Below are 19442 nucleotides of genomic sequence, written 5' to 3' on the forward strand. Positions count from 1 at the left end.
CACTCACCGGATGGTCCACAGCGGCGGCGGTTTCACGGTCGCCCCATGCCCGTAGAGGAATCCGCAATGACCCAGCCCTCCCTGCGCGAGCGACGCCGGACCGCGGCCACCCAGGAGATCGTGGACGCCGCCGAACGCCACATCGCCGAACACGGGCCCGCGGCCCTGTCCCTGCGGGCCGTCGCCCGGAGCCTGGGGATGACCGTGCAGGCGCTGTACCACTACTTCCCGAGCCGGGACGCCCTCGTCACGGTCCTCGTCACCAAGGCGTACGACGACCTGGCCGACGCCGTGCAGGCCGCCGTCGACAACCCGGCGGACGGCCCGCCCCTGCCCCGCCTGGTGATCGCGGCCGAGGGCTACCGGAACTGGGCGACCTCCCACCCCGAACGCTTCCAACTCCTGTACGGAACACCCCTGCGGGGCTACGCGGCCCCCGCCGACGGCCCCACCACCCAGGCGATGCGCCGGATGAGCGCGATCTTCGAGCACGAGATGTTCGGCGGGTTCACCCAGGAGCAGCTCGCCGCGGCCGAGACCTCCGCGCTCTCACCGGCGCTGCGCACCTACCTGGAGCAGCTGCCGCACTACGGTCTCGGGCATCTCCCGCCCGCCGCGACCGCACTCCTGCTGAGCTCGTGGGGACACCTGCACGGCCTCGTCGTGCTGGAGGTGTTCGGGCACAGTTCCTTCCTCGGTGAACACCAGGGCGAGATGTTCCGCGGGGCGATCCAGAACCTGCTGGACGATGTGAACCGCCGCATCCCCGCACCCGCGAGCCACGCCTGACGCGGACGGGAGGACCTGACCGGCGCTCATGATCCGTAAGGGGCCCGGCGGATCCGTAAGGGCATCCGACGCCGCGTCGAGCGGATGTCGGTGGCCGCCCGATGTTGTCGGCCCGCTGTCGGCGGCCTGTCGGCGGGACCTTGCACCGTTCCAGGGACGGCCGCCGCAGACGATCGGGCGGCCCCGACCCGGAGGAGCGATCATGCACACCCCCGTCACCATCATCGGAGCCGGACTCGGCGGACTCACGCTGGCCCGCGTCCTGCACCTCCACGGCATCCCGGTCACGGTCCACGAGGCCGAGGCCTCCGCGTCGGCGCGCGCGCAGGGCGGGATGCTCGACATCCACGACTACAACGGGCAGCGCGCGCTGGAGGCGGCCGGGCTGCTGGACGAGTTCCGTGCCGTCGTCATCGAGGGCCGCCAGGCGATGCGGCTGGTCGAACAGGACGGGACCGTGCTGCACGAGATGGCCGACGACGGCACGGGCGGACGCCCCGAGGTACAGCGCGCCGATCTGCGACGGCTCCTGCTCGACTCGCTTCCGGCCGGCACCGTCCGCTGGGGGCGGAAGGTCAGCGGGGCCCGCGCCCTCGGCGACGGCCGTCATGAGGTGACGTTCACCGACGGCGGCACGGAAGCGACGAGCCTGCTGGTCGGTGCGGACGGGGCCTGGTCGCGCGTGCGGCCGCTGGTCTCCGCCTCCGCGCCCACGTACGTCGGCACCTCGTTCGTCGAGACGTACCTGTTCAACGCCGACACCCGCCACCCGGGCTCCGCCGCACTGGTGGGCGGGGGTTCGCTGCTCGCGCCCGCACCCGGCAGGGAGATCGTCGCCCACCGGGAGAGCGGTGACACCCTGCACGTCTACACGGCGCTGTCCAAGCCGCTGGACTGGTTCGCCGCCATCGACTTCAGCGACGCCGGTGCAGCAGCCGCACGGATCGCGCGGGAGTTCGACGGCTGGGCACCCGAACTCATCGCTCTGCTCACGGACGCCGACACCGCACCCGTGCTGCGCCCCCACCACACCCTGCCGGCCGGCCACCGGTGGGACCGGGTGCCGGGGGTCACCCTGCTCGGTGACGCCGCCCACCTCACGGCACCGAACGGCGAGGGCGCCAATCTGGCCATGCTGGACGGCGCCGAACTCGGCAGGGCCCTCGCCGCGTCTCCCGACGACGTCGAGGCCGCGCTCGCCGCGTACGAAGAGGCCATGTTCGCGCGCGGTGCCGAGCCCGTCACCTTCGACGGCGCCGAGATCCATGGCATCGACTCCGAGAAGAACACGGCCCGGACGATGCTCGAGATGATCACCCAACAGGGCTGATGGGCGAAGCCCCTCGCGGCACACGGCCCATGACCATCGGCACGCGCTGACACCGGGACCATCGGCACGCGCCGACACCGGCCGGAGCCGATCGGCCCACACCCGCCCGCGTCCGCCCGGACCGGCCTGCACCGATGGGCGGATTACCCGCCTATCGGATGATTGATCGCAACCCATTCAGGGAAGGCGACTCCCATGATCGTCGATCTGTCAGGAAAAACGGCCCTCGTCACCGGCTCCACGCAAGGAATCGGTGCGGCGATCGCCGCCGGACTCGCGGCAGCAGGGGCCCGTGTCGCGATCAACGGCCGCAGCGCCGGCTCCGTGGCAGCCGCCATCGAGCACCTGCGGGCGCAGCATCCGGAGGCGGAGTTCGTCGCCGCACCGGGCGACATCGCCACCGACGAGGGCGCCCGGGAGGTGCGGGACGCGCTGCCGCACGCCGACATCCTCGTCAACAACCTCGGTATCTTCGGTGCCAAGCCGGCGCTGGAGATCAGCGACGACGAGTGGCGCCGCTACTTCGAGGTGAACGTGCTGGCCTCGATCCGCATGACGCGGGAGTACCTGCCGGGCATGACGGAGAACGGCTGGGGCCGTGTGCAGTACATCGCCAGCGACTCGGCGGTCGTGGTCCCGGCCGAGATGATCCACTACGGCATGTCCAAGACGGCGCTGCTGGCCGTGTCCCGCGGCTTCGCGAAGGAGGCGGCGGGTACGGGGGTCACGGTCAACTCCGTCATCGCCGGGCCGACGCACACCGGCGGTGTCGAGGACTTCGTCTACCAGCTGGTCGACAAGGATCTGCCGTGGGACGAGGCCCAGCGCGAGTTCATGCGCGTGCACCGGCCGCAATCCCTGATCCAGCGTCTCATCGAGCCGGAGGAGATCGCCCACATGGTGGTCTACCTGGCTTCCTCGTTCGCCTCCGCGACCACGGGTGGCGCGCTGCGGGTGGACGGCGGCTACGTGGACTCGATCCTTCCCTGAGCCCACCCCGCGGCACGCGGGGCCCCGCAGCGGACGGGTATCGCCGGTCTCGGTCCGGCGCGCCACGGACCTGCGGAAACGCGATCGGGGGCGGCAGAGGCCGCCCCCGGTTGCGTCTGCGCGCCATCAGGTCTGCGGACGGCTTCCGTGGTTTGCGCCGTTCTTGCGGCGGGCCTTCTTCTTGCGACGTCGCTTCGAGGACATCAAACCCTCCTTACTCTGCATCTTTGGATCATTATCTACCGGTTTGTCGCCTGTGGCGATCACAGGTCCCTTACCCACTCACACAACGACAAACTCTCGGCGGAGACACCCACGGGCGGTCCGCGTCACCGCCCCGTGACAGTCCCGGCACCCCGGCCTCGCCATGCCCGGAGCAGAGGGGTATTTGCGGCAGCGGGGCCTGATGAGCCTTTCTCATTCCCGTGCTCGGCGGTCTCTGTGGGAGCGATCAGGTCCGGTCGACGGCCGTCGTACGGGGGACAGCCGACGGGACTGGATACTGGCCCTCAACGCCGGCACGCATGAGGAGCACGACCGATGAGCAGCGACAACCGCATAGGACCGCCCAGCGTTGGCAGCGAACGCGACATGCTGCGGGCGTTCCTCGACTACCACCGCGCGACCCTCGCCATGAAGTGCGAAGGGCTCACCGACGAGGAGCTGCGGCAGCAGTCGGTGCCGCCGTCCACGCTTTCGCTGCTCGGTCTGGTGCGGCACATGGCGGAAGTGGAGCGTGCTTGGTTCCGCCGGGTGTTCGAGGACAACGAGGCGCCCATGGTCTGGTCCGACAAGATCGACTTCCAGGCAGCGTACGACGCGAGTGCGTCGACCAGGGCCGAGGCGTTCGCGGCCTGGGATGCCGAGGTGGAGAACTCGCGCCGTATCGAACGGGAGGCCGAGTCCCTGGACCAGGCCGGGCATCAGCCACGATGGGACGAGGAGGTGTCGCTGCGGATGGTGATGGTGCACGTGCTTCTGGAGTACGGCCGCCATAACGGGCACGCGGACCTGCTCCGCGAAGGTGTCGACGGGACCGTGGGCGCCTGACTCCGCCGGAGCCCTCGATCCCCGCATGCTGATCCGTTCCGGACAATCGCCTGCGGGGGTTGGCTCAGCCCGCAGGGCGGCGTCCTGGCGCTGACGGCCGCGATCCGGCGCAACGACCGTGCCGGGCAGACCGCTCTGCGCTCACTCACCGGATACGGCAATTGACCCTTTGGAATCGGTCATCCATGCGTCGGGGTGCGCCGGCAGGGCGAGCCACTGCGACCAGGAGATCTCGCGGCCGAGGAGGCGCGGCCGCTCGAACGGCCAGTCGGCGGCGATCCACCGCGGCACCAGCGCGTCCAGGGCCTGCTCGACCTCGCCGCCCACCAGCTCGTCCACCACCCACCAGGCGACTTCGCCGTCCGCGCCGGACTTCTCCGGTGGGTCGATGTAGACACAGCCGAGGAGTGCCGTCTCCCCCTCGTCGAACAGCGCGTAGTTGAAGGACTGGTGGGCGGCTATCTCCTTCTCGTGCCGCAACAGGTCGGCCCGGTCGGCCTCGTAGGTCATGGTGGCGGCGGGCCAGCCCCAGGCCGGACCGAAGATGGTCCACAGCCGCTCGCGCGAGCCCATCACGGCGCGATAGTCGTGCGGCGCATCCGCCTCCCGGATCGGCCGCAGGTGATGGCCCCCGCCCGGCAGCGGTACCAGGACAGGGTGGACGAAGTCATCGGGAAGCCAGCTCATGGCGACCGACCGTAACACCGTGCGGGCATGTGCTCCCGCGGCCGGGGCTCCGGCTCCGGCTGATCCGGCCCTGCCGCCACTTGTGTGAGTTGGCACCGGGCGCCGTGTGAGGCGAGCTGTTGTCGGGAACCTTGGTGCGGTGAAAAGTGAAATCACCGTGCAGGTCGACGGAATCACACGTCAGCTGACCGTCGACACGCGTACGACGCTGCTCGATGCCCTCCGCGAGCGGTTGGGGGTGACGAGCCCCAAGAAGGGGTGCGATCACGGACAGTGCGGCGCGTGCACGGTGCTGGCCGGCGGGCAGCGTGTGCTGAGCTGCCTCACTCTGGCGGTCACGCAGGACGGTGCCGAGGTCGTTACCGCCGAGGGGCTCGCTGCCGGTGATCAGCACGCCGAGGGGGGTCTGCATCCTGTGCAGCAGGCCTTCATCGACTGCGACGCCTTCCAGTGCGGCTACTGCACACCGGGCCAGGTCGTCTCCGCGGTCGGAATGCTCGACGAGTTCGCGCGGGGCTGGCCGAGCGCCGTCACCGGCGGCACCGAGGCCCCGGCGCTCGACCGTGCGGAGGTGGCCGAGCGGATGAGCGGCAACCTGTGCCGCTGCGCCGCCTACGTCAACATCGTGCCCGCCATTCAGCAAGCCGCCGCCGCTGCGTCCGGCGTCCAGCGGGCGGCCGGCATGGAGGTATCCGGGTGAAGCCGTTCGACTACCAGCACCCCACCGACGCGGCCGCCGCCGTGCGCAGTGTCGCGGGGGTCCCCGGCGCCGTGTTCCTCGGTGGTGGCACGAATCTGGTGGACCACCTCAAGCTGGGCCTCGTCGAACCCGATCTGGTCGTCGGTGTCACCGATCTCCTGCCCGCCGGGATCGAGGAGCTCGGCGGGGGCGGGCTCAGGATCGGCGCGGGTGTCAGCAACAGCGAACTCGCAGCGGATCCGCGGGTGCGCGAGTGGTTCCCCGTGCTGTCACAAGCCCTGCTGTCGGGCGCCTCGGGGCAGTTGCGCAATATGGCCACCACCGGCGGCAACCCGTTGCAACGCACCCGGTGCGTCTATTTCCAGGACGTCACGACACCGTGCAACAAGCGGGAGCCCGGCACGGGCTGCTCGGCGATCGGGGGCTGGACCCGCAACCACGCGATCCTCGGCGCCTCCGAGCACTGCATCGCGGTCCATCCGTCCGACATGGCCGTGGCGATGTCCGCGCTCGACGCACAGGTGCGCGTGCTCGGCCCCGGTGGCGAGCGCACCATCCCCTTCGTCGACCTGCACCGGCTGCCGGCCGACACCCCGGAGCGCGACACGGTGCTCGAACACGGCGAACTCATCACCGCGATCGACCTGCCCGCACAGTCCATCGCCCGCCGATCGGCCTATCGCAAGGTACGGGACCGTGCCTCCTACGCGTTCGCCCTGGTCAGCGTCGCTGCGGCGCTCGAGGTCCAGGACGGCGTGATCACTGACGCGCGCATCGCGTTCGGTGGCGTGGCGCACGCGCCGTGGCGCGCGTACCGGGCCGAGGAGACGCTGCGGGGCGCCGCGGCCTCGGAGGAGAGTTACCGTGCCGCCGCGGACGCCGAACTCGTCGATGCCCGGCCCGCCGAAGGCCTGGACGGCGGGAACGCGTTCAAGATCCCCCTGCTGCGCCGCACCCTCGCGGCAACCCTGCGTGACCTGGCCCGAGAGGACGCCTGATGACCTTCCTGAGCGAGCCGGTCGCCATCGGCAGTGACCTGCCGCGCCGGGACGGCGCGGTCAAGGTCCTGGGCACCGCCACCTATGCGTACGAGACGCCCCTGGAGAACGTCGCCTACCTGCATCCCGTCCAGGCGACGATCGCCCGTGGGCGCGTCTCGGGGCTGGACACCTCCGCGGCCGTAGCGCTCGACGGTGTGCTCGCGGTGCTCACGCCCGACACCGCTGAGCGCCTGGCTTCCACGGAGGACCGAGAGCTGGCGGCCCTGCAGGACGAGGCGGTCGACTTCCGCGGCCAGGTCATCGCCCTGGTCGTCGCCGACAGCTCCGAGGTGGCCCGGCATGCCGCCGCACTCGTCCGGCCGGCCTACGCGCAGGAGGAGCACGACGCCGAACTGCGGGCCGACCACGAGGCTCTGTACGCGCCCGAGCGGGTGAACCCGGACTTCCCCACCGACACCGCGGAGGGTGACGTCGCGGCAGCCATGGCGGCCGCGGAGGTGACGGTCGAGCAGACCTACACCACCGCGATGTACCACAACAACCCGATGGAACCCCACGCCACGACAGCCCTCTGGGACCCGGCAGGCGAGGGCTTCCTGACGCTGTGGGACTCCACCCAGGGCGTCCATCCCGCGCGTGCCACCCTGGCGTCCGTGTTCGGCCTCGACGAGGCACGGATCCGGGTCGTCTGCCCGTACGTCGGTGGCGGGTTCGGGTCCAAGGGCGAGCCGCACGTCAATGTGGTCCTCGCCGCGATGGCCGCGCGCGCAGTCCCCGGCCGGCCCGTACGACTGGCGCTGACCCGTCAGCAGATGTTCTCCCTCGCCGGTTACCGCACACCCACCATCCAGCGGTGCGCTCTCGGCGCCGGCCGCGACGGCAAGCTGACCGCCCTCTCGATCGACGTGGTCGAACAGACTTCGCGGATCAAGGAGTTCGCCGAGCAGACCGGTGTGCCCTCCCGGATGATGTACGCGGTGGCGAACCGGCGGACCACGCACAGGCTCGCTGCCCTGGATGTCCCGGTGCCGTCCTGGATGCGCGCCCCCGGCGAGTGTCCCGGCATGTTCGGGCCCGAGGTGGCGATGGACGAGCTGGCGGAGCGCCTGGGGATGGACCCGGTCGAGCTGCGGATCCGCAACGAGCCCGACGTCGAGCCCGGTTCGGGCAAGCCGTTCTCCAGCCGCGACCTTGTCGGCTGCCTGCGGGAGGGCGCGGCGCGGTTCGGCTGGGCGGAGCGTGATGCGCGGCCCGGCGTGCGGCGCAGCGGTGACTGGCTGGTCGGCACGGGCGTCGCGTCCTCCACCTACCCGGTGCACCGTATGCCGCGGTCGACGGCGACGATCCGGCGGGAAGGCGACCGCTATGTCGCCGAGATCGGCGCGGCCGACCTCGGCACCGGCGCATGGACCACGCTGGCGCAGATCGCCGCGGACGCGCTCGGCGTACCGGTCGATGCGGTGGAGGTACGGATCGGTGACACCGACTACCCGATGGCGACGGTGGCCGGGGGTTCCTCGGGCACGGCGACGTGGGGCTCGGCCGTGGTCGAGGCCGCACGCGCCTTCCGTGACAGGTTCGGGACCGAGCCGCCGGACGGGGCCGAGGCGTCCGGTGACGTCGGCCCGCTCGACGACCGCTACGCGATGCACGCCTTCGGCGCGCAGTTCGCCGAGGCGCACGTCCACGTGGACACGGGCGAGGTGCGGGTGCCGCGCCTGCTCGGCGTGTTCGCCGCCGGCCGGATCATCAACCCGCGCACGGCACGGTCCCAGTTCATCGGCGGGATGACGATGGGGCTGTCCATGGCCCTGCACGAGAACAGCGTGCTCGACCCCCGCACCGGCCATGTCGTCAACCACGACTTCGCGGGCTACCACATCGCGGCCAACGCGGATGTCGACGAGGTCGAGGCCCACTGGCTCGACGAGCACGACCCCCACGTCAACGCCATGGGGTCGAAGGGCATCGGAGAGATCGGCATCGTCGGCACGGCCGCCGCGGTGTCGAACGCGGTGTGGCACGCCTGCGGTGTGCGCGTACGAGACCTGCCGATCACTCTGGACAAGGTCCTGCACGCACTGGAGGACCGGCCCGAGCGGTGAGCACCGGGCGACAGCCGGTATTGCGGCTCTGCTGGAAAGTCGTTCAAGCCCCGAGACTGCCCGCCATGGCCGCCCTGTCCCACCTTCTCGGGCAACGGGTGGAATGGACTTCAGGCGGCCTCGTGCGTGCTGTGCGAGGCCTTCTCGACGGTGTCAGCAAGCCGGGCGAGCATGCTGCGGTGGCGCAGTTGGATCAGCGCGTCCACGGCTGTGTTGTGAAGCTTCCCCGCGGGTCCGCGCAGCGGGTGTTCGTCAATGGTCACCAGGGCGTTCTCGCCCCAGGGACGGACTTCCAGAGCGATCCGGGCGGTGCCGAGCCACCCGCTGTCGACTTCCAGTTCCAACACTCCGGGTGCCTCGCAACGCCGAACGACCGTTCTTCCAGCCACCGACCACGGTCCGAACCGAATCGTGTACCTGATGCTGGAGCCGACCTGCGGCCACTCTCCGTCCGCGGGACGCGACCGCGAGGTCCCCACCACCCAGTCGCCGTACCGCGTACCGTCGGCCAGGACGGCCCAGACTTCCCCGGCGGGACTTTCGATCAATCGATGTCGTACGGCCATCGGTCCTCCACGTTCTCGTCGGATGCACCGGGCCCCGTACCGGCCCCTTCCGGCGTACGCATTCATTCACCCGAGCAGGGGTGAACCGCGCGACGCGCCGACAGGACCGGGCGCCCCGGCCCGGCAGGTCAGACCACGCGCTCAGGGAACCAGCAACGTCTTGATCATGCCGTCCTCCTTGTCCTGGAACGTCTTGTACGCCTGCGGCCCCTCTTCGAGCGGCAGATGGTGCGTCGCGAAGCCGTCGACGCCCAAAGGGTCCTCGTCCGTGAGCAGCGGGAGGATCTCGTCGACCCAGCGCTTGACGTTGGCCTGGCCCATCCTGAGCTGAATCTGCTTGTCGAACATGGTCAGCATCGGCAGGGGGTCGGCCGCGCCCCCGTACACCCCGGACACCGAGATCGTGCCGCCCCTGCGCACCACGTCGATCGCTGTCCGCAAGGCGGCCAGGCGGTCCAGTCCCGCCCTGTCCATGAGTCGTTCCGCCAGACGATCGGGCAACATTCCCACGGCCCCGTGCGCCGCCTTCGCCACGGGGGCGCCGTGGGCCTCCATACCGACCGCGTCGATCACCGCGTCGGTGCCTCGTCCGTCGGTGAGGTCGCGGATGGCGTCGCCGAGTTCCTTGCCGAGCCGGCGCAGGTCCAGGCATTGCACTCCGTCCGCGGCGGCGCGGGACAGACGCGCGGGTACGAAGTCGACGCCCACCACCACGCCCGCGCCCCGGTGCCTGGCGACTCGCGCCGCCATCGCGCCGATCGGCCCGAGTCCCAGAACGGTCACCGACCCGCCGGGCGGGATCGCCGCGTACTCCACGGCCTGCCAGGCGGTGGGCAGTACGTCGGAGAGGTAGACGAACCGGTCGTCCGCCGGACCGTGCGGAACCTTGATGGGCAGGCTGTCCCCGAAGGGAACCCGCAACAGCTCCGCCTGGCCACCGGGCACCTGGCCGTAGAGCTTGGTGTAGCCGAAGAGGGCGGCCCCCATGCCCCTCTCCCGGACCTGCGTGGTCTCGCACTGGGAGTGCAGCCCTCGATCGCACATGTAGCAGTGCCCGCACGAGATGTTGAAGGGGACGACCACTCGGTCCCCCGGGGCGAGCGAAGTCACCTGTGGGCCGACCGCCTCCACGATGCCCATGGGCTCGTGGCCGAGAATGTCTCCGGGGTCGAGGTAGGGGCCCAGGACTTCGTACAAGTGCAGATCCGAGCCGCAGATGCCCGTGGACGTGATCCTGACGATGATGTCCGTCGGGTCCTCGATCCGCGGATCCGGAACCGTGTCCACCCGGACGTCCCTTTTGCCTTGCCAGGTCAGTGCGCGCATGAGGCGAGTCCTCTCAGGAGGAACTGCGAAAACGACCCGTGAAGTGTGCTGTGCGGACAGAATTCAACTTCATACATTCCTCGTCGATCTTCGTCGCCACCCACTTCACCCGGTCTCCTTCTTCCGCAAGGACTGAGGTTTATGGACAGCACGACGGCCGGATTTATCGCTCTCGACCTCGTACTGCGGTCGGTCCTCTGACGCGTCGACGGTACGTCCCGCCGCCTCGGTGCGTTTCGTGATCTTCTTCTTTACTCTTCCGGGTACGACCTGACCATGGCTGCTCCAGGCGACCTGGTCCCCCGGGTCGAGCTTCTTGCCTTTCGCCATGATCCCTGCGCTCCCCGGACTCGAAAATCGGCTGCGGCAGCCCGCACTTCACTGTCGCGCCCTTCATGGCTCGGCGCACTCCGGCAGGCTGCTGCGCCAGAAAGTGGCCAGAACACCGATGAGCGAGGGCGCGCATGGCCTCATTCCGACCCCAGGCTGTCGGCCTTTGCTCTCGGGAGGAGTAACCCGGCGGATAGGTAAAAGCCCTCTCAGGGCATAGGTACGGGCGTGAGCGATGAACAGAACAGCCGCCCGGACACTTCACACCAGCGCCCCGAAGGCGTCAGCGACAAGACCGTCGAAGCGCTGGGGGCCCTGTCGAAGGCGTTGGAGACGACAGAACGCGCGCGCGGCGCACTGTACGAGTTCCATCAACTGACCGGAAGTGCCGACTTCGCCGTCGGCGACGCCGTCCGCCTCCTGCGCGAGGCCGGCCACGATCAGGACGCCGACCTCGTCGAGCGCGAGATCCTCGGCCGCAATGTCATCCCGGGCCACTGGACCTTCCAGCTCATCGAGACGTACAACCAGACCTACTACCGGCCCTTCACCGATATCGAGCAGCAACTGGTCCACAGGCTTGCCCAAGGCCGCGACCACCTGTACGAAGCCGAAATGAAAGGGGCACGCCGTCCTCTGGGCGGCACTCCCAGGACCACCATGCGCCCGGATTAGGCGTTCCGCCGGTGGCTTCTCCCTTATCCGGTCCGGGCTCGCCCACAATGCGGCTTGACGCCGTAGGCTGGTAGCAGCGTCAAGCGAAGATGGAGGACGCCATGATTGTCCTCGGCATCATTCTCCTGGTCATCGGTTTCGTTGCGGGAATCTCGATTTTGTGGACCATCGGGATCATTCTGCTCGCCGTCGGTGCCATTCTCTGGATCCTGGGGGCAGCGGGGCACGCCGTCGGCGGACGTCGGCACTACTGGTAGTCGCGGGCGCTCCTGGTAGTCGCGTCGGAGCGTCATCTTCCGGAGCCGAATCGCGGAGGATCTCGAGGCCGCCGTGGCGCCGGCTTTGCCGTGCCGACGCCGAACGCATGGCCTTCTGGGCGTAACCGGCAGCCACTAGGACGCCAGTCCCGGGGTCCGGCACGGCACCTCACTGCACGCGGCGCGACTTCCCGGGAGCGCTCTTCTCCTCGTCGTCGTCCGCGCTGTCGTCGTCACCTGGCACGTAGACGTCCAGAACCCTGATGTTGATCTCGACGACCTCCAGCCCGGTCATCGTCTCCACCGCATCGGTGACATGGATGCGGATCTTCTTGGCGGTTTCCAGGATGAGAGTTCCGTACTCGACCACGATGTCGACGTCGACGGCGGCCTGCTTCTCGCCCACCTCGACCTTCACTCCGCGGCCTGGATCGTTGGAGCGGGACACCTTGTCCTTCATCGCTCCCACAGCCCGCGAAGCTCCCCCGCCGATAGCGTGAACCCCATCGGTCTCACGTACCGCGATCCCCGCGATCGTCGCGACGACGGTATCCGCGATGACCGTCGTCCCCTTGGTTCCACCCGACGATTCGTTCGATCCGAGCGCCGTTCCGTTTTCACTGCCGTTCGCCATGAGTACCTCGCAGCGAGAGTTCTGTGAGGGGGCCGACCGGAATTGGCGGACGTTTTCCACCACCCGTGCCCCTCTTCCACGGTGCTCCCGGATCACGACATACGCCATTCGAGTGCTGGGGAAGCGCAGCGTATTCGTGCTCGCCCCTCTGCCTGTCCTCAGTCCCGGGGCAGGAGAGAGCCCAGGGGGCCGAGGTCAAGATTGAGGTCTTCCATCCGTACACCGTGCTGCTCGCAGAGCTCTCGCATGCGCTGATCGAGCATCATCAGGGTCGTGCCGATCTCATCGGTCTGATCGTCGGTCAGGTCGCCTTCGTCGATGCGCCGCAGGGCTTGTCGTTCCATCAACTGGCGGAGCAGTTCGACCACCGTCAGGACCAGGGTGACCAGATCCCGCCCCATCTGCTCGGAGTCCAGATCTACTCGTGACGTCGTCACAGCGGCCCACTGTCGGCCCAGGGGGCGGGAACACGCTCGTTGACCGACGACAGCAGCGCATGGAGTGAGACACGTACAAGTGGGACGTCGGCGATGGCGATGACCAGGTCACCGCTCACGACCACCCCGGTCGCCAGGACACGGTCCAGCAGATCGACCAGTGGCACGCCGATCGGGCCGCTCAAGCCGCCCGGGTTGTCCCACGGAACTGTTTCATGCGTCACGGACTACACCTCGCCGACGAAGGAGTAGGGCACCCAGGGCCCAGAGACCTCGATGTGCGCACCGGTGCGCTCTCGCAGTCCAGCAACCAGCAGGTCCAGCTCGGCGGCCCGTTGCCCCGCGACCAGATAGGTCGCGTTCAGGACCTGAACGCGACCGTCGCCAACGGCTCCGTTGCCGTGCGGCCGGAGCCGGCGGGACTCCGTGGCGATGCGGCTCACGTCCGCATCCACGACATCCGCGACCCGCAAGGAAGCCGCTTGCCGCTCCTCACGCTGCGACTGCAGGTTGCGCTTACGTTCCAGATAGGCCCTGCCCGCTCCAGGAGCCGGGCGCGCGCGGTCGGCCGCCGCGGCCGGCTGTTCCTCCGGGGTGTCATCGCCCGCGCTCCGCGAGACGGGTGCGTAGACCTTGATTCCCCATTCGGCGTGATGCGCGATACGTGTCAGCGCCGTGCGGAAACGTGTCGACTCACTGGCCAGTGCGCGTGCCGCCCTCTCGTCCCCGTTGTACAACGTGGCCAGCGGCAAGGGGACTGTGGGGAAGCGGGCAGCGACCGCCGAGACGACCTCATGGTGAGCGCGAGCGTATCGCTCCAGTTCAGCCTCGTCGGTCAGCCTCTTCTGCCAGACCTCGTCCGTGAAGTCAGCCCCCCGGACGGTCTGCACGATCGCTGTGAGCGAGCCGATGCGGAGGGAGCGCACCGGCTCGGCCCGCGTCACCCCGGTGAGCCCCTGCACGTCGGGGGCCTCCTCCGCGCGGCAGACCGCGAACACGTAGATGGCGTTCTTCTCCGACGTCCCTGTGCCGCACTCCGTCATGAGCCCCTGCTCTTCCTCTCCCTGACTCATCACGAGTCCGACGATGTCTCTTCGGAGCCCGATTCAAGTGCCTCAAGCCTCGCCCGCAGCTCGCGGTTCTCGTCCTTCAGTGCGTTCCTCGCCGCATGGGAACTGAGCGCGGGGTCGGTCTCCCACCAGTCGATCCCGGCCTTCTTCGCGGTGTCCACGGAGGCTACGAAGAGCCGCAGCCGAATGGTGAGGAGCTCGATGTCGAGAAGGTCGATCTTGATGTCCCCGGCGATGACGATGCCCTTGTCGAGCACGCGCTCGAGGATGTCCGCCAGGTTGGTGTTCTGCGGCCCGGCAACGGGATAGGAAGCATCCTGCCGGAAGTCCAGATCAGTCACTTCGCGCTCTCCGTGATCGCTGCTTCGTGGGCGCGGACCGCCTTCTGCGCGGCGCCTCTTCTTCCTCTTCTTCCTCGTCTTCCTCGTCCGGCTCTTCCTCTTCGTCCGGCTCTTCCTCTTCCTCCTCGTCCTCGTCCGTCAGTTCGTCCTCGTCCTCGTCCTCACCGTCGTCCTCCTCGTCCCAATCGTCCTCGTCCTCCTCCGGCTCTTCCTCGTCGCCGCCTTCTTCCTCGTCGCCGCCTTCTTCCTCGTTCTCGTTCTCCGCTTCTTCCTCTTCCATGGCCTCTTCGTGCGACACGACGACTTCTCCGTCGCGGATCTCGCCACGCCACCCTTCCGGCTCCTCCTCCGTGAGCGTGACGTACCGCTGGAAGTGCTTGAAGTCGAGGCGGACGCGGCGTCCTTGCGCACGCCACAGGTTGCCCGTCTTCTCGAAGAAGCCGGACGGGTAGTACTCCATGACCAGGACGATGCGGGTGAGGGACGGTGCAAGTTCGTGGAAGCTCACCGCGCCTCGCGTCGTCCCCTTGGCGCCTTCGGAGGTCCAGACGATGCGTTCGTCAGGGACCTGCTCCTGCACCGTCGCCTTGAAGCTGCGGGAGGAGGGCCCCACCTTGACCTTCCAGTCGCTCGACATCTCTTCGTCCATCGAGACGTCGCGCACGCCCTTGGCGAAACTGCTGAACTGGTCGTACTGGGTCCAGTGGTCGTACGCCGTGCGCAGCGACACTCCCACATCGAGGACCTCGACGATGTTCATGAGCTTTCCGCCGCTCGCCTTGCGTTTGCCCTTGCCACCGCCGAAGGCTTCCTTGGCCTTGTCCACGACGTTGTCCTTGACACCCTTGGCCTTCTCCGAGACGAACGCCTTCACCGGGGAGTCGCCCTGGAGGATGCGAGAACCGATGGCCGGCAATGAGCCGCCGTTCTCCGCGGCATCGTTCAACTGACCGGTGACATCGGTCAGCTTGTCCCCTGCCTTCTCCGCGAGCTTCTCCACCTGTGTGCTGAGGAAGTTGGAAACCTCACCGCGGAGTTTGTCCATTCCGGACTCTTCGGTCTCTTCGGCCTCTTCGGTCTCTTCCGACTCAGGCTCTGCGTTATCCGTCCTGGCCATGACTCGCTACCTCCGACCGCTGGTGCGCTTGGATGCGGCCCGCTTCGACGATGCCTTGCCTGCTGCCGTCTTCTTGGCAGCCGCCTTCTTCGCCGGAGCAGCCTTCTTGGCGGCCGCCTTCTTCGCCGGGGCCGCCTTCTTGGACGCAGACTTGGCCGGGGCTGTCTTCTTGGCTGCGGTCTTCTTCGCCGTACCGCCGGACTTCTTGGCGGCCGCCTTCTTCGCCGGGGCGGTCTTCTTGGCAGCCGCCTTCTTCGCCGGGGCCGCCTTCTTGGCTGCGGTCTTCTTCGCCGTACCGCCGGACTTCTGGGCGGCTCCACCGCTCTTGCCCGTGGCCGACGACGACCGGCGGGGCGCGCGCCTTCTCGGCTGCTTCTCCTCCGGCTCCTCCTCGGGCTCCGGCTCTTCCTCCTCCTCGGGCTCCTCCTCTTCCTCGGGCTCCTCCTCTTCTTCCTCTTCTTCGTCTACTGGCTGCTCGTCCTCTTCGTCGCCCTCCTCGTACTCCTCGTCCTCGTACTCCTCGTCCTCTTCTGCGGGTTCCTCTTCGTCCTCGTACTCGTCCTCGTACTCATCGCCCTGGTCCTCGTCGCCCTCGTCCTCATCGCTCGGCGGTTCCAGGAGACGAGCCGTGCGCTCACTGATCGAGCCGGCCAATGTGCTCATGCTGCGGTTGGCCGCGGCGGTCATGGCCTTGCGGCCCGCCTCCAGGACCTCGCCCCTGAGCTGGTCCTGGAGTTCCGCAACCTGGGGGACCTCGCCGAGTCGGCGCATACCTTCTGCGGCGAGCTGGCGTGGCTCCAGACCGAAGCGTCGACCGGCGAGATACGTGGCGACACTGAGAGCCAGCCGCCCCTTCTTGGTCCGGCCCAGCACGTAGCCGCCGACTACTGCGACCGCTAGGGTCAACTTCGTCTGGTCTTCCATGAGCACGTCACCTTCGATCACTTTGTGCCGGGCCGACCCGTACGGCGTGCAGCCGGTCAAGCAAGCGTTCCTCTTCGCGTTCGAACTCCTCCAGGCTGATGTCTCCGGATTCAAGTTCCTGATTGAGTACCGCCAACTGCGCACGCAGCACAGCAGGGTCGTGCAGCTCGCGCTCGGCAGCGTCGTTGAGCTTCTCCGCCACCCACACCACGCCACGTACCGGCGCGATCGGAAGCGTGAGCAGTCCGGTGATCAGCCCCATGTCATTTCCCGCCCACGAGCACGGGGCGAGCCTCGGCCGAAACGAAGCTGTAGCAGGGAAGGGGGCCGGCCGGCCGGATCTCCGCATGCTCCCGAAACTCCGCCCCGAGGCTCTGGGCCCGCAGGAGGAAGGCTTCGCTCTCGGCACGGTCGACGAGAAAGGACTCGTTCAGCACGCACCCCTGGACCTCCGGTCCGGGGACGGACGCCCGGGCAGCAGGCGCGAGCTCGCGGAGGATCCGCTGCCCCGCAGTGGCCGCACGCCTGGTGAGCGCACCGGCGATGGCCTCGCCCAGCCGGAGACTGGCCTCGTAGCCCGGGGTTCTCCGAGCTGCCGCACGGAGCTGCCGCACGCCTTTGTCCTCGGCGACGAGCGCCTCCAGCGCGTTCTGCGCGGGAAGGACCTTGACGTTGATCTCGATGCGGCCCGCGAGCCGGTCCAGGACGGCGGCATACCCGGATTCACCGGCGGCGAGTTGCGCAAGGACCGACTGCTCGTCCGCCGCGACCATTCCGAACCGCATGGGAAGCACCGGCCCGTCGTCGGACAGGCGCATCAGGAGGTCTTGGTGTGCCAGCAGATCGCGTCGGCGGGCTCGGAGCTTCGGGGGCGCGTCGCTGACGACCGCCTCCAGGAGGCCCTGCCTGATGACCCTGAGGACCGCGGGTGGGGATCCGACGCCGACCGCGTCCTTCGGCAGCGCCGTCGCGGCCCGCAGGATCGCGTAGACGTAGACACCTTCGGTCGCTGCGCTCACGCTCATGCCTCCACGCGCCGTCGTCGGCTCTCGCTGCTGCGGGCGGGTGCGCGTCGCTTCTTCGGCCGCTCCTGCGGCTCGTCCTCATCGTCGGACGAGTCGTCGCCACCGCCTACTGCCTTGCGCACGGTGTCGCCAACGGACTCGGCCGCGTTCCGCACCTTGCGCTTCCCCACGGACTTGGCCACACCGCCACCGAGCAGCTCGGGAATGGTGGTGCTGCCGGAATCGCGCTCAAGGTCCAGCCGGTTGCACGCCTCCGCGAAGCGGAGGTAGGTGTCCACACTCGCGACAACGATACGGGCGTCGATCTTCAGGATCTCGATGCCGACCAGGGAAACCCGGATGAATACGTCGATGACCATGCCACGGTCAAGAATCAGCTCCAGTACGTCGTACAACGTCCCGGCGCGGGGCGGGCAGGCCACTACCTCGTCCGAGTAGGTGGTCGCGGTCATGGAGGAGTCCTTCCAAGAGGGAGCAAAGCGCGAGTCACTCGTCGGCTGCACCACGTCGGTACCGCCGGACCCTGCGGTATTCCAGGAGTTCGCCGTCGCGGTCGAGCTGCACCTCGTAGGAGGCGAGGAGGCTCGTGGTGTCGGGGATCCGTGGCACTTCGAGAACGTCCACCACCACGCACCAGCCGTCGTCCTCGCGCCGCACGGCGGAGACCCCCTCCGCGGGGTGGCCGATCAGCCCCTCCAAGGTCTTGCTGGCAGCACGGGCCGCATGCTCCGGCCCCCGCGCCGGTCGTCGGGCGCGGGAGGCGGTCGCCGTCTTCGAGCTCCCGGCGTGTGTGCGACGTTGTTCTGCCATAAGGCCAGTCTCGTCACTCCTGTCGACCGCGCATCTTGAGTGGATCCATCGGAGTGCGTGGTATGAGGACCGGAGCGTCTGTCGAGGGCTCCAGCGGCACACAGGGGCGGGGGCACACAGCGACAGCCCCCGCCTCGCGAGGCGGGGGCTGTCGCACGAAACAAATGGGAGGCTATTGCTCGTTCGAAAGGAAACCTCGGTGCATGGTGTGATGGCGCATGGCTTGCCTCATCGAGTGATCTCACGATCTCCGAGGCCATCGCTGCCGACCATCCCCGTGGCACCCACAGCTAACGTTGTTCTTCCAGCTAACGCCGTTCTTCCGCGTACGTGAGTGCCTCGCGATGCTCGTCGAGCCCCTGCCGCCCGTCCCGCGCCCTCAAGGACAGGTCCGAGCACAGTCTCCGCGCCATCTCCCGTGCGTCGTCCTGCGGCGCAGCCCCCTCGACGTACTCCAGGAATCCCAGCAGGGCCTGCAGCTCCCCGGTGCGCAGCGCCACCTCGACGACCTCCTGCTTCCCGGCGGTCAGGGCGCTCACGGCCCGCTTCTGGCAGGCGTCGATCTGAAGGCGGGTGAAGCGGCTGTCGTAAGGCGGTGAATCCGCACCACTGTCGTCGTTGAAGGCGGCGAGCCGCTGGAGGAGAGCGCCCGGCTCCGTGTGCGGAGCCCGGTAGAAGGGTCGCTCGTCACTTCCGGAAAGGGCGGCATCCAACTGAACCTCGGAGAGGAACGCGGCCACTCGGCCAGGGTCAGGCGTCAAACCCCCGCCCATCCACCGAGCGGACTCCATCAGTGTCCGGCCGGACCCCTCGGGTATGCAGAAGAAGCACCACCCCGAAACCCCGCACCACAGCAGCCCTGCATCTCGCCCGTCACCGAAGAGCTTTCGCCGGAAGGCGCGGGTGAACTCCACGCTTCCCTCCACGTCCGCACCGAACGCGTCCTGGCTGGAGTCGTCATAGGCCCCGTACGAGGAAATGGAGGAAACCGGGAGGCCTTCGTCGAGAAGCCTGGCGGCGACAGCCACCATGTAGTGGCCTATGGCAGCTTCGAGATCGTCACTCATCTGCTGCGCACGGTCTTCCTTGTACAACACCAGGGTTCTCCGATTCGGCTCCGGTTGCGGGTCCTGTCCTCAAGCCGATTCCCGGAAAGCTGCAGTTCACACGGGGGGCGGCACATCTGACCTCGCGTCAGTCCCCGCTCGGAGGCTTCGGCCGGCGGGGCGTCCTTGGGCCGTCCCCTCAGGCCCGTGCTTCTTCGCCGGGCCGTTGCCG

Annotated in this window: 26 protein-coding genes; 9 read left to right on the forward strand and 17 right to left on the reverse strand. The window is 68.6% G+C overall.

The genetic code is table 11. The features are described 5' to 3' along the window. Positions 1–45: 45 nt before the first annotated feature. From OG408_RS01560 to OG408_RS01570, 3 genes are all read left to right on the forward strand, one after another. Positions 46–789 (forward strand): TetR/AcrR family transcriptional regulator, encoded by a 744-nt coding sequence (locus OG408_RS01560; protein WP_405401283.1) that lies wholly within the window; start codon positions 46–48, stop codon positions 787–789. Between the two features lie 202 nt (positions 790–991). Next, positions 992–2119: an FAD-dependent oxidoreductase gene (locus tag OG408_RS01565; RefSeq protein WP_326667648.1), complete on the forward strand. Its 1128-nt coding sequence runs from the start codon at positions 992–994 to the stop codon at positions 2117–2119. Positions 2120–2314: 195 nt separating this feature from the next. Further along, entirely contained in the window at positions 2315–3109 is a 795-nt protein-coding gene (locus OG408_RS01570; RefSeq protein WP_285563875.1) for an SDR family NAD(P)-dependent oxidoreductase, read from the forward strand. A gap of 126 nt (positions 3110–3235) precedes the next feature. On the opposite strand, the gene OG408_RS40115 is transcribed toward OG408_RS01570, so the two are convergent. Further along, a complete protein-coding gene (locus tag OG408_RS40115) occupies positions 3236–3313 on the reverse strand; it encodes a 50S ribosomal protein bL37 (protein WP_371604899.1) in 78 nt (25 codons plus the stop codon). A gap of 336 nt (positions 3314–3649) precedes the next feature. On the opposite strand from OG408_RS40115, the gene OG408_RS01575 reads away from it, so the two are divergent. Beyond that, the gene (locus OG408_RS01575) at positions 3650–4159 is read left to right on the forward strand and encodes a DinB family protein (protein WP_326667651.1); all 510 of its coding nucleotides are present in this window, start codon (positions 3650–3652) and stop codon (positions 4157–4159) included. 141 nt (positions 4160–4300) lie between these two features. On the opposite strand, the gene OG408_RS01580 is transcribed toward OG408_RS01575, so the two are convergent. Further along, complete coding sequence (locus tag OG408_RS01580; protein ID WP_326667653.1) at positions 4301–4846, reverse strand: GNAT family N-acetyltransferase; 546 nt, start codon at positions 4844–4846, stop codon at positions 4301–4303. Positions 4847–4985: 139 nt separating this feature from the next. Between OG408_RS01580 and OG408_RS01585 the strand changes: the two genes are divergently transcribed. Genes OG408_RS01585 through OG408_RS01595 form a run of 3 tightly spaced genes read left to right on the forward strand, consistent with a single transcriptional unit; the run spans position 4986 to position 8652 of the window. Next, entirely contained in the window at positions 4986–5546 is a 561-nt protein-coding gene (locus OG408_RS01585; protein WP_326667655.1) for a (2Fe-2S)-binding protein, read from the forward strand. Next, on the forward strand, positions 5543–6544 hold the full coding sequence (locus OG408_RS01590) for an FAD binding domain-containing protein (protein WP_326667658.1): 1002 nt from the start codon (positions 5543–5545) through the stop codon (positions 6542–6544). Before OG408_RS01585 ends, OG408_RS01590 begins: the two co-directional genes overlap by 4 nt. Further along, positions 6544–8652: a xanthine dehydrogenase family protein molybdopterin-binding subunit gene (locus OG408_RS01595; protein ID WP_326667659.1), complete on the forward strand. Its 2109-nt coding sequence runs from the start codon at positions 6544–6546 to the stop codon at positions 8650–8652. Before OG408_RS01590 ends, OG408_RS01595 begins: the two co-directional genes overlap by 1 nt. Positions 8653–8762: 110 nt before the next feature. Here OG408_RS01595 and OG408_RS01600 read toward each other — a convergent pair whose 3' ends face one another. From OG408_RS01600 to OG408_RS01610, 3 genes are all read right to left on the reverse strand, one after another. Next, positions 8763–9218 carry an SRPBCC family protein gene (locus OG408_RS01600; protein ID WP_326667660.1) on the reverse strand — a complete coding sequence of 152 codons (456 nt, stop codon included), beginning with the start codon at positions 9216–9218 and terminating at the stop codon, positions 8763–8765. 141 nt (positions 9219–9359) lie between these two features. After that, positions 9360–10544: an alcohol dehydrogenase catalytic domain-containing protein gene (locus tag OG408_RS01605; protein WP_326667662.1), complete on the reverse strand. Its 1185-nt coding sequence runs from the start codon at positions 10542–10544 to the stop codon at positions 9360–9362. Between the two features lie 105 nt (positions 10545–10649). Continuing rightward, positions 10650–10874: a DUF2945 domain-containing protein gene (locus OG408_RS01610; protein WP_326667663.1), complete on the reverse strand. Its 225-nt coding sequence runs from the start codon at positions 10872–10874 to the stop codon at positions 10650–10652. A gap of 228 nt (positions 10875–11102) precedes the next feature. Here OG408_RS01610 and OG408_RS01615 point away from each other — a divergent pair, with 228 nt between their 5' ends. Both OG408_RS01615 and OG408_RS01620 read left to right on the forward strand, forming a co-directional pair. Further along, positions 11103–11549: a hypothetical protein gene (locus tag OG408_RS01615; RefSeq protein WP_326667665.1), complete on the forward strand. Its 447-nt coding sequence runs from the start codon at positions 11103–11105 to the stop codon at positions 11547–11549. A gap of 101 nt (positions 11550–11650) precedes the next feature. Further along, complete coding sequence (locus tag OG408_RS01620) at positions 11651–11806, forward strand: DUF6131 family protein (RefSeq protein WP_285563885.1); 156 nt, start codon at positions 11651–11653, stop codon at positions 11804–11806. A 169-nt stretch (positions 11807–11975) separates the two neighbouring features. Here the strand turns inward: OG408_RS01620 and OG408_RS01625 are convergent, their stop codons facing one another. The 12 genes from OG408_RS01625 to OG408_RS01680 all read right to left on the reverse strand — a co-directional run bounded on the left by OG408_RS01625 (position 11976) and on the right by OG408_RS01680 (position 19261). Continuing rightward, positions 11976–12440: an Asp23/Gls24 family envelope stress response protein gene (locus tag OG408_RS01625; RefSeq protein WP_285563886.1), complete on the reverse strand. Its 465-nt coding sequence runs from the start codon at positions 12438–12440 to the stop codon at positions 11976–11978. Positions 12441–12598: 158 nt separating this feature from the next. Next, positions 12599–12877, reverse strand: coding sequence for a gas vesicle protein K (locus tag OG408_RS01630; protein ID WP_285563887.1), 279 nt, complete (start codon positions 12875–12877; stop codon positions 12599–12601). Beyond that, positions 12874–13101, reverse strand: coding sequence for a gas vesicle protein (locus tag OG408_RS01635; RefSeq protein ID WP_285563888.1), 228 nt, complete (start codon positions 13099–13101; stop codon positions 12874–12876). Before OG408_RS01635 ends, OG408_RS01630 begins: the two co-directional genes overlap by 4 nt. A 3-nt stretch (positions 13102–13104) precedes the next feature. After that, positions 13105–13920, reverse strand: a complete 816-nt coding sequence (locus tag OG408_RS01640) for a GvpL/GvpF family gas vesicle protein (protein ID WP_326674447.1) — start codon at positions 13918–13920, stop codon at positions 13105–13107. A 29-nt stretch (positions 13921–13949) separates the two neighbouring features. After that, positions 13950–14288, reverse strand: coding sequence for a gas vesicle protein (locus OG408_RS01645; protein ID WP_285563890.1), 339 nt, complete (start codon positions 14286–14288; stop codon positions 13950–13952). Beyond that, positions 14281–15405, reverse strand: coding sequence for an SRPBCC family protein (locus OG408_RS01650; protein ID WP_326667670.1), 1125 nt, complete (start codon positions 15403–15405; stop codon positions 14281–14283). Before OG408_RS01650 ends, OG408_RS01645 begins: the two co-directional genes overlap by 8 nt. A 6-nt stretch (positions 15406–15411) precedes the next feature. Then, a complete protein-coding gene (locus OG408_RS01655; protein WP_326667672.1) occupies positions 15412–16329 on the reverse strand; it encodes a histone protein in 918 nt (305 codons plus the stop codon). Between the two features lie 7 nt (positions 16330–16336). Then, positions 16337–16591: a gas vesicle protein GvpG gene (locus OG408_RS01660; RefSeq protein WP_285563893.1), complete on the reverse strand. Its 255-nt coding sequence runs from the start codon at positions 16589–16591 to the stop codon at positions 16337–16339. A 1-nt stretch (position 16592) separates the two neighbouring features. Further along, positions 16593–17354, reverse strand: coding sequence for a GvpL/GvpF family gas vesicle protein (locus tag OG408_RS01665; protein WP_442805995.1), 762 nt, complete (start codon positions 17352–17354; stop codon positions 16593–16595). After that, positions 17351–17806 (reverse strand): gas vesicle structural protein GvpA, encoded by a 456-nt coding sequence (locus OG408_RS01670; RefSeq protein WP_285563895.1) that lies wholly within the window; start codon positions 17804–17806, stop codon positions 17351–17353. The genes OG408_RS01665 and OG408_RS01670 overlap by 4 nt, the downstream gene beginning before the upstream one ends. 34 nt (positions 17807–17840) lie before the next feature. Continuing rightward, a complete protein-coding gene (locus tag OG408_RS01675) occupies positions 17841–18164 on the reverse strand; it encodes a gas vesicle protein GvpO (RefSeq protein WP_285563896.1) in 324 nt (107 codons plus the stop codon). A 308-nt stretch (positions 18165–18472) separates the two neighbouring features. Beyond that, positions 18473–19261, reverse strand: coding sequence for a hypothetical protein (locus OG408_RS01680; RefSeq protein WP_326667676.1), 789 nt, complete (start codon positions 19259–19261; stop codon positions 18473–18475). Positions 19262–19442 lie beyond the last annotated feature (181 nt).

The organism is Streptomyces sp. NBC_01257, from assembly GCF_035917255.1.
Classification (GTDB): Bacteria; Actinomycetota; Actinomycetes; order Streptomycetales; family Streptomycetaceae; genus Streptomyces.

What these genes read in the sequence shown, in the direction of transcription:
- OG408_RS01560 (WP_405401283.1), top strand. Translation starts at nt 46, where the DNA reads ATGCCCGTAGAGGAATCCGCAATGACCCAGCCCTCCCTGCGCGAGCGA.
- OG408_RS01565 (WP_326667648.1), top strand. Translation starts at nt 992, where the DNA reads ATGCACACCCCCGTCACCATCATCGGAGCCGGACTCGGCGGACTCACG.
- OG408_RS01570 (WP_285563875.1), top strand. Translation starts at nt 2,315, where the DNA reads ATGATCGTCGATCTGTCAGGAAAAACGGCCCTCGTCACCGGCTCCACG.
- OG408_RS40115 (WP_371604899.1), bottom strand. Translation starts at nt 3,313, where the DNA reads ATGTCCTCGAAGCGACGTCGCAAGAAGAAGGCCCGCCGCAAGAACGGC.
- OG408_RS01575 (WP_326667651.1), top strand. Translation starts at nt 3,650, where the DNA reads ATGAGCAGCGACAACCGCATAGGACCGCCCAGCGTTGGCAGCGAACGC.
- OG408_RS01580 (WP_326667653.1), bottom strand. Translation starts at nt 4,846, where the DNA reads ATGAGCTGGCTTCCCGATGACTTCGTCCACCCTGTCCTGGTACCGCTG.
- OG408_RS01595 (WP_326667659.1), top strand. Translation starts at nt 6,544, where the DNA reads ATGACCTTCCTGAGCGAGCCGGTCGCCATCGGCAGTGACCTGCCGCGC.
- OG408_RS01600 (WP_326667660.1), bottom strand. Translation starts at nt 9,218, where the DNA reads ATGGCCGTACGACATCGATTGATCGAAAGTCCCGCCGGGGAAGTCTGG.
- OG408_RS01605 (WP_326667662.1), bottom strand. Translation starts at nt 10,544, where the DNA reads ATGCGCGCACTGACCTGGCAAGGCAAAAGGGACGTCCGGGTGGACACG.
- OG408_RS01610 (WP_326667663.1), bottom strand. Translation starts at nt 10,874, where the DNA reads ATGGCGAAAGGCAAGAAGCTCGACCCGGGGGACCAGGTCGCCTGGAGC.
- OG408_RS01620 (WP_285563885.1), top strand. Translation starts at nt 11,651, where the DNA reads ATGATTGTCCTCGGCATCATTCTCCTGGTCATCGGTTTCGTTGCGGGA.
- OG408_RS01625 (WP_285563886.1), bottom strand. Translation starts at nt 12,440, where the DNA reads ATGGCGAACGGCAGTGAAAACGGAACGGCGCTCGGATCGAACGAATCG.
- OG408_RS01640 (WP_326674447.1), bottom strand. Translation starts at nt 13,920, where the DNA reads ATGACGGAGTGCGGCACAGGGACGTCGGAGAAGAACGCCATCTACGTG.
- OG408_RS01650 (WP_326667670.1), bottom strand. Translation starts at nt 15,405, where the DNA reads ATGGCCAGGACGGATAACGCAGAGCCTGAGTCGGAAGAGACCGAAGAG.
- OG408_RS01655 (WP_326667672.1), bottom strand. Translation starts at nt 16,329, where the DNA reads ATGGAAGACCAGACGAAGTTGACCCTAGCGGTCGCAGTAGTCGGCGGC.
- OG408_RS01660 (WP_285563893.1), bottom strand. Translation starts at nt 16,591, where the DNA reads ATGGGGCTGATCACCGGACTGCTCACGCTTCCGATCGCGCCGGTACGT.
- OG408_RS01665 (WP_442805995.1), bottom strand. Translation starts at nt 17,354, where the DNA reads ATGAGCGTGAGCGCAGCGACCGAAGGTGTCTACGTCTACGCGATCCTG.
- OG408_RS01670 (WP_285563895.1), bottom strand. Translation starts at nt 17,806, where the DNA reads ATGACCGCGACCACCTACTCGGACGAGGTAGTGGCCTGCCCGCCCCGC.
- OG408_RS01675 (WP_285563896.1), bottom strand. Translation starts at nt 18,164, where the DNA reads ATGGCAGAACAACGTCGCACACACGCCGGGAGCTCGAAGACGGCGACC.